The following is a 1040-nucleotide window of genomic DNA, read 5'->3' as shown; positions in this document are numbered from 1 at the left end:
TCCTCACCGTCGGGAGCCTTCACGCCGGAACCAAGAGCAACATCATCCCGGACCAGGCGGTCATGGAACTGAACCTGCGCACCTACACCGACGCCACCCGGCAGCGGATTCTCGACTCTGTCCGACGCGCCGTCCAAGCCGGGTGCGCCGCCAGCGGCTCCCCCAAAGAACCGGACTTCGAAACCTTCGACAGTTTTCCGCTCACCGTCAACGACGAGGCAACAACCACGCGCGTAGCCGGGGCATTCAGCACCCACTTCGGCGACCGGGCCGGCAGCCTCGAGCTCCAGACCGCCAGCGAAGACTTTAGCGATATTCCCCGGACCGGCAACATCCCCTACACCTACTGGGGCATCGGCGGAACGGACCCGCAGACCTACAGGGCTGCCGTACGGGACGGCCGGGTGCTGGAGGACGTTCCGGCCAACCACTCGCCGATGTTCCTACCCGTCCTCCAGCCGACCCTGCAGACCGGAACCGAAGCCCTCGTCACCGCAGCCCTGGCCTGGCTCGACCTGGATAATTCACCACCGGCCAACGCGACGGCCTCCTAATCAGACGAGGAAGGACAGCCGCGTCCGAGGCAGATGTTGCGTGTGCAGTAAGCCGTCCAATCCCCCGTCGGCCCTGGCAGCAAGACCCAAAACACCAGCACCAACCCCGTGCACAGAACTGAGGCTTGCCTGCATTTCGCAAGACGGGTGGAATGCGTTCACAACACCGGAAGTCTGTCACTACCGCAGTCCGTGAGTCTGCCTACGCCGCCGATAGCAGTGACTATGACAAACCGCCGCTCAGAAGGGGCTACGAAGGCACGTTAGGTGAGCACTCATCAAAGAGCCTCGGGGCGTTTTGTGTTCCAGGCAGTGAGTAATGCCGGGCCGCTGTGAATCCGGCGGCTCGGTTTCTGGCCGCTTACTCGCGGCCGGGCGCCGGGACGGTCGCGGGTGTGTGCTCGATGACGAGTGTGCTCCGCTGGCTTCCTGCTACTACCAGGCGGGCATTGCGTTCGTCGTTGCCGGTTGCACGCCATTCGGCGA

The 1040-nt window shown here is 64.0% G+C and carries 1 protein-coding gene; it reads left to right on the top strand.

Going from position 1 to position 1040, the window contains the following annotated elements:
* On the top strand, positions 1-554 hold a 554-nt coding region (locus LQV45_RS35360; protein ID WP_230012717.1), incomplete at its 5' end, for a peptidase dimerization domain-containing protein.
* Between the last annotated feature and the right edge of the window lie 486 nt (positions 555-1040).

This window comes from Microbacterium sp. Bi128 (assembly GCF_918698205.1).
Note: the sequence above shows the minus strand (reverse complement) of the source record. Positions and strands in the feature narration are given on the sequence as shown.